7 protein-coding genes are annotated in these 5,959 nt (G+C 71.9%); 1 reads left to right on the plus strand and 6 read right to left on the minus strand.

Features of this window, described 5'->3' with window-relative positions; translation table 11 throughout:
- The coding region (locus NJ376_RS24215; protein WP_305880020.1) for a transporter associated domain-containing protein at nucleotides 1–321 on the plus strand (321 nt) is incomplete at its 5' end.
- A gap of 42 nt (nucleotides 322–363) precedes the next feature.
- On the opposite strand, the gene NJ376_RS24220 is transcribed toward NJ376_RS24215, so the two are convergent.
- The 6 genes from NJ376_RS24220 to NJ376_RS24245 form a co-directional block, all read right to left on the minus strand.
- Nucleotides 364–1,614, minus strand: a complete 1,251-nt coding sequence (locus NJ376_RS24220) for an MFS transporter (RefSeq protein ID WP_252955859.1) — start codon at nucleotides 1,612–1,614, stop codon at nucleotides 364–366.
- A gap of 29 nt (nucleotides 1,615–1,643) precedes the next feature.
- On the minus strand, nucleotides 1,644–2,312 hold the full coding sequence (locus tag NJ376_RS24225; RefSeq protein WP_252955860.1) for a hypothetical protein: 669 nt from the start codon (nucleotides 2,310–2,312) through the stop codon (nucleotides 1,644–1,646).
- Nucleotides 2,309–3,265 carry a DUF1259 domain-containing protein gene (locus tag NJ376_RS24230; protein WP_252955861.1) on the minus strand — a complete coding sequence of 319 codons (957 nt, stop codon included), beginning with the start codon at nucleotides 3,263–3,265 and terminating at the stop codon, nucleotides 2,309–2,311. Before NJ376_RS24230 ends, NJ376_RS24225 begins: the two co-directional genes overlap by 4 nt.
- A gap of 41 nt (nucleotides 3,266–3,306) precedes the next feature.
- The gene (gene chrA, locus NJ376_RS24235) at nucleotides 3,307–4,698 is read right to left on the minus strand and encodes a chromate efflux transporter (protein ID WP_252955862.1); all 1,392 of its coding nucleotides are present in this window, start codon (nucleotides 4,696–4,698) and stop codon (nucleotides 3,307–3,309) included.
- Complete coding sequence (locus NJ376_RS24240; protein WP_252955863.1) at nucleotides 4,695–5,186, minus strand: chromate resistance protein ChrB domain-containing protein; 492 nt, start codon at nucleotides 5,184–5,186, stop codon at nucleotides 4,695–4,697. The genes chrA and NJ376_RS24240 overlap by 4 nt, the downstream gene beginning before the upstream one ends.
- The coding region (locus tag NJ376_RS24245; RefSeq protein WP_305880021.1) for a Fe-Mn family superoxide dismutase at nucleotides 5,183–5,959 on the minus strand (777 nt) is incomplete at its 5' end. The genes NJ376_RS24240 and NJ376_RS24245, both read right to left, overlap by 4 nt.

Below are 5,959 nucleotides of genomic sequence, written 5' to 3' on the forward strand. Positions count from 1 at the left end.
GCGGCGGTGCGCCGCGAGGACGGCTCCTGGCTGCTGGCAGGTTGGCTGCCCGCCGACGAGATGGCCGAGCGCCTGCGGATCGCTCTCCCGGCCGAGCGCGGCTACCAGACCCTCGCCGGCTTTGTCCTACAGGCGATGGGTCATCTGCCACGCGTCGGCGAGGCGGTGGAGGTCAAGGGCTGGCGCTTCGAGGTGGTGGACCTGGACGGCCTCCGCATCGACAAGGTGTTGGCCGCGCCGGTCCGCGCCGACGCCGTCCGTGTGGCCCGCCGCCCCGGCGCTGGCCCGACACCGCGGACGGAGGTGCCCTCGCCGCCATGAGGGTGGGAGGCCGGCGGCGCCCACTTGCCGAGGCATGGCCGGCTATTGCTCCTCCGGCGGTTTCCGATGCCGGAACGCCGCGAGCAGGGCGATATCGTAGAGGATCTTCAGGACACCGCAGGCAATCAGCGGCAGTTCCTGGTGTCCGGCCGCGAACACCGCCCCGGCCAGCGCCGGGCTCGCCGCCGCGGCCAGGCTGCGCGGCACGGCGGTGAAGCTGGCGGCCGCCGTCCGCTCAGCCGGCGTGACCACCGCCATGACGTAGGAGCTGCGCGTCGGCACATCCATCTGCGACAGCGCCGACCGCAGGAGCAGCAGCCCGAGCGCCAATTCCACCGTCGGCGCCAGGGCGGCGGCGATCAGGGCGAGGCTCGACGGGATATGGGTGAAGACCATGGTGTTCACGAGACCGATGCGACCCGCAAGCCAGGCCGCGACCGGGAAGGAGAAGGCGGAGAGGACGCCCGACCAGAAGAAAAACAGTCCGGCCTCGGTGAGGGAGAGACCGAAGCGCTCGAAGAGCCAGAGCGCGAGCAGCGACTGCACTGCAAGCCCGCCGGCGAAGGAATCCACGCAGAACAGGGCGGCGAGGCGAAGGACGATGCCGCGCGAGGGACCAAGCGGGGCAAGGGTCGTGCGGCGCTCCCCGGCAGGGAGGGATGGAATCGGCCGGTAGGCGAGGAGGCAGCAGAGGCCAAGCGCGGCATAGAGCAGGAAGGTGCTTTGCAACGCCGTGAGGCGCGGCACGCCGCCGGCCGCGGCGAGCGCCTCGGGCCCGGCCGCGGTCAGCGCGCCGGCCGCGGCGGCGAGCGCGCCGACCAGGCTGTAGCGGGCGAAGACGGCGGTTCGCCGCGCGTCGGGCGAGGCATGCGTCAGCATGGCCTGCTCGAGCGGCACGAAGATGCTGACGCTCCCGGCCGAGGGGTTGATCGTGCCGACCAGCGCCATGGTGGCGAGTGCGGCAAGGCCCGTGGCGCCGGCAAAGCCCAACCCGGTCAGCGCCATCAGCGCAGCCGCCAGCAGCAGGAGCAGTCGCGGATCGGCGCGCGCCCCGGCGACTCCTACCCCGAGCGTCATCAGCGCGGAGCCGAGAAGGGCGATGGTGGCGACGGCGCCCACCTCCGCGGCACCGTAGCCGAGCGCAACCAGGTAGGCCGGGAGCACCACGGCGACGAGCCCATCGCCGAAATCGCGCAGACCCCGCGCCCAGAGGATGCGGCGGGCCGGATCGCACCGGGCGGCGGCGGAAGCCACCGTCCCGCCCGCCGCGCCGCAAGGAATCGCCGGCGGCATCCGCGGTGATCCTCCGGTGTCCCCTGGCCTCACCGCAGTGCCTCGGCCACGAGGGCGTCGAAATGGGTCAGGCTGTCGGCCTTGGTCCAGACACCCACCCCTCCTGCCTCTGCAAAGGTACGATCGGTGGCGGAGAACAGCACCTTCCCGTCGAGCGATACCTCGAGGCGGTCACTCTCGACGCGGAGGCCGAGCACCTGCCACCGGTCGCGCGGCACCCTGGCATCCACGCCGGCGAACTGGATCCGCCGACCATCGACGACGCGGTAGAGCCGGACGTTGTTCTCCAGCGCGTTGGCCCGCGCGACGTAGTAGTTGCGCGCGTCGCGGTACCGGACGACAAGGCCGGCGGCCTGGTCGACCCGGCCGTCCACCGGCCGGAACCGCACGGCGATGGCGACGTCGCGCGCCTCGAAGCCGTCGACGACCGCCACGGGGAAGCGCGTGTCGGTTCGGTCACGGCTGGTCTCGGCCAGCACATGCGGCCCCGCGGGCGAAGAGGGGTCCTCCAGCACCATCCAGCGCGGCGGTGGGCCGCCGCCGGTTAGCGCGACGGCGAAGCCGGGGGGCGGGCCACCGACGGGGGCGCCCTCGAAATCCTGCGACACCCGCCGCGGTTGCGCCCCCACTTGCCCCGACAGTGCCAGGGCGCTGGCGGCCGAGACGAAACCGCGGCGGTGGAACTGGGGCGACCTCATGGTGCGCCTCTACCCGCCGGCCGGCTACGGGTCTGATCCAGCGCGGCCCGCAGGCCCCGGCCGAGCTTCTCCGGCCCGTCCACCGCCCAGAAGTGCATGAAGAAGATGCGCGGCTCCTCATGGATCATATGGGTGTGGATGGCGGTGACCTCGATGCCGTTCTCCACCAGCGCCCGCTGCACCGGGACGACCTCGTTGGCGGCAAGGACGAAGTCGCCGGTGATCGCGCCCTTGCCGTTCCCCGCGGCTTGGAGGTTGATCGCCGTGCCGAGACCCATGGCGGGCGGCACCTCTGTGCCATGCTCGCGGATGGCCTCGGCCCGCGGCACCGATACGGCGTAGACCCCTCCCGAAGCCTGCCCCTCGCGGCCGAGCGCGCGGGCGAAAGCGGCGGTGTCCACGCCCTCGATCCGGTTATCCCCGGCCAGACCGGCCGCGCCCTGCAGTGGCGTCGCGCTCTCCTGCAGCGCGGTCCGCAGGGTGGTGGCCAGGCTCGCCGCGTCGCCCTGCCCGGCGACGTGGAGGTACATCGTCGTGGGCGCGGCGCGCAGCAGGTGGTTGTGCAGCGCCGTGACCTCGATGCCGCCCTCGGCCAAGCGGCGCATCACCGGGGCGACCTCGGTTTCGAGCAGCACCAGGTCGCCCATGACCATCAGCGCTTGGCCGTGCTGATGGAAGGCGACCCAGGAGCCGAGCGCGAAGCCCGGGCGGAGTTGGACGCCGTCCAGCGTGACCTTCAGGTCGGTGCGCGGCAGTGCGACACGGTAGACGCCACCCGGCATCTCCACCCCGGGCTTGCCGAGCGTCGAGGCGATGGTGCGGCGCCAGTCGGCATTGGGCGAGACGCTCTGCTGCGCGGCGGGGTCACCCTGCTGGGCGAAGGCTGGCGTCCCCGCCGCGGCCAGCAGCGCCAGCCCGGCTAGGGTCGTCCGACGGAAGGCTTCGTGTGTCATAGCCATCCTCCTTTCTGCGTTCCGGGCTCCAGGGCCCGGCTTCAGCCAAGGGTGAGCTTCGCCACCAGCCCGACCGCGGCGGTGACACCGAGGGTCTTCAGCAAGCCGAGCTTGAGGCGGAACAGGCAGGCCGCGGCGAGCGCGGCGAGGGCCAGGGCGAGCAGGTCCAGGCTGCTCAGGACCGGCATGTCCAACGTCGCCGGGCCGACCTCCACCCGGCGCACGTCGGCGAAGAGGACCCGCAGGCCGAACCAGAGCGCCAGGTTGGCAATCACGCCTACCACTGCTGCCGTGACCGCGGCCAGCGCGCCGGTCAGCGCACGGTTTTCGTGCAACCGCTCGACATAGGGCGCACCGAGAAAGATGAAGGCGAAGCAGGGCGCGAAGGTGACCCACACTGTCAGCACCGAGGCCAGCACGCCCCAAACGAGACCTCCCGCGCCGTAGCCCGCGAGAAAGCCGACGAACTGCAGCACCAGGATCAGCGGCCCGGGTGTAGTCTCGGCCAGGCCGAGGCCGACCAGCATCTGGTCCGGCGTCAGCCAGCCGTAGCTCTGCACCGCCTCCTGTGCCACGTAGGCGAGCACGGCGTAGGCGCCGCCGACCGTCACCACCGCCATCTTGGAGAAGAACCAAGCAACGTCGGCGAAGACCCCGGCCCCGGCCGCCATGAGCACGGCAACTGGCAGCAGCCAGAGCGCGACCGCGACCCACCCGGCACGCCAGGCCCTGGCTGCGAGCCGCGCCGGGCGCCCCGGGTCCGCCGCGAGCACCGCGTCCAGCAGCGCAGGCGGACCGTCCTTGGCCGCGCCGTGGCCGCCGCCCTTGAACGCTCCAGGGGCGAAGTAGCCGATCAGCGCGGCCGCCAGCACGACGACGGGAAAGGGCACGCCAAAGACATAGAGCGCGAGGAAGGCAGCGGCGGCCAGCGCCCAGCCGGCATTGGTCTTCAGTGCCCGCCGCGCCACCCGCAGCAGCGCCTCGACCACCAGCACCAGCACGGCGCACTTTAGGCCGAAGAACAACGCCGCGATGACCGGCACCTCGCCGAGCGTGGCATAGAGGACGGAGAGGCCGAGCATCACCGCCATACCCGGCAGCACGAACAGCGCGCCCGCCGCGACCCCGCCGCGCACGCCGTGCATCAGCCAGCCCAAGTAGGTGGCCAGCTGCTGCGCCTCCGGCCCCGGCAGTAGGGTGCAGAAGTTCAGCGCGTGCAGGAAGCGTGCGTCCGAGACCCAGCGGCGGTCGTCCACCACCTCCCGGTGCAGCAGCGTGATCTGCCCAGCCGGGCCGCCGAAGGAAAGCAGGCCGACCTTCAGCCAAACACGCAGGGCCTCACCGAAGGTCGGCATGTGCGCAGGAGCGGCCGCCGCCTCGGCGATGCCGGTGTCGACACGTGCCGACCCGGGCTTTGCCACGGCGCCGCTCAAGGTGTGCCCTCCGGCGCTAGGGAGCGCGACTCCTTGGGCGGCGTCCAGTTGTGGATCTCGTGCTTGGTGTCGCGGCACCAGGCGTAGAGGGCGTCGTAGATGATCATACCTTGCTCCAGCATGGCGTGGTCGTCCGGGATGTTGGCCGACAGCCCCATGGAGATGGCGTGCAGGCCAGACGCCTCCGGCGCCAGGTCGTGCCGGGCGGTGTCGGCGCCGCGCACGATGACGGCCAGCCGGTCCAGAGCGGAATCATTGAGACCGTAATGCTTGATGAAGGCGTCGAAGGAGCAGAGCTCGCCGTCATGCGAGAACGGCTCGGCGCCGGGGATGTCGTAGGGGACCGCGCCTGTTTCCTTGGCAACCGCGAACACCTGGTCCGTCGGCACGTAATGGAACTCCGCATCTGGCTCGATGAAGCGCCGGATCAGCCAGGGGCAGGCGATGCGGTCGATCTTCGGACGCTCGCGGGTGACCCACTTCGTCATCGCACGTCTCCTTGCTTGTGCTCCGGGGCGAGGGGGACAGTCGGGTCGCCCATGGCGTGCCAGGCGGCGATGCCGCCCGCGAGCATCCGGGCGTCCAGGCCGCGGCGGCGCAGCTCGGCGGTGGCCTCGCCGCTGACCTGGAAGCCGTAGACGCAGTAGGCGACCACCGGCCGGTTGCGGGGCAGGTCGCCCGCCCAGTCGGCGATGGCCTCAGGCGCGAGGAAGCGGGCGCCGGGCAGCATGTCGGTGCGCCGGGACAGATCCTCGGCGAGGCAGACGTCCACCAGGGTGACCTCGTCGCCGCGGTCCAGCATGGCGCGGAGTTCGGCGGCGGTGACCTTGGGCACGTCCGGGTTCGGCCAGGACGGGTGCGGCACGGCGGGATCCAGCGCCCGGCCGTGGCGCGCCTCGATGCGATCCCAGTGAATGTTGCGCATGAACGCGTCCACGTAGGCGCCCGCCCTGGCCCCGAAATCGAGGGCGTAGGCGTGCTCGTACATGTCGAGCGCGAGCACCACCGCGCCGTCTGCCAGGGTGTGGCAGTGGTCGGCCGCCCACTGGTTGGTCAGCCTGCCCAGCCGCTCAGACCAAGTCAGCAGCACCCAGCCCGAGCCGCCCGCCAGCGCCTTGCCCATGGCGGTGAACTCCCCCCGCCAGCGGTCAACCGAGCCGAAGTCGCGCTCGAGCGCCCGGGCCAGGCCGCAGCCCGGTTCGCCGGAGCCGCCGAGGGCGTCGAAGTAGGCCTCGTGCAGGATCATGGAGTTGGCGGCGAT

The sequence above is a fragment of the Siccirubricoccus soli genome, from assembly GCF_024178315.1.
Lineage (GTDB): Bacteria > Pseudomonadota > Alphaproteobacteria > Acetobacterales > Acetobacteraceae > Siccirubricoccus > Siccirubricoccus soli.

What these genes read in the sequence shown, in the direction of transcription:
- NJ376_RS24220 (WP_252955859.1), bottom strand. Translation starts at nt 1,614, where the DNA reads ATGCCGCCGGCGATTCCTTGCGGCGCGGCGGGCGGGACGGTGGCTTCC.
- NJ376_RS24225 (WP_252955860.1), bottom strand. Translation starts at nt 2,312, where the DNA reads ATGAGGTCGCCCCAGTTCCACCGCCGCGGTTTCGTCTCGGCCGCCAGC.
- NJ376_RS24230 (WP_252955861.1), bottom strand. Translation starts at nt 3,265, where the DNA reads ATGACACACGAAGCCTTCCGTCGGACGACCCTAGCCGGGCTGGCGCTG.
- NJ376_RS24240 (WP_252955863.1), bottom strand. Translation starts at nt 5,186, where the DNA reads ATGACGAAGTGGGTCACCCGCGAGCGTCCGAAGATCGACCGCATCGCC.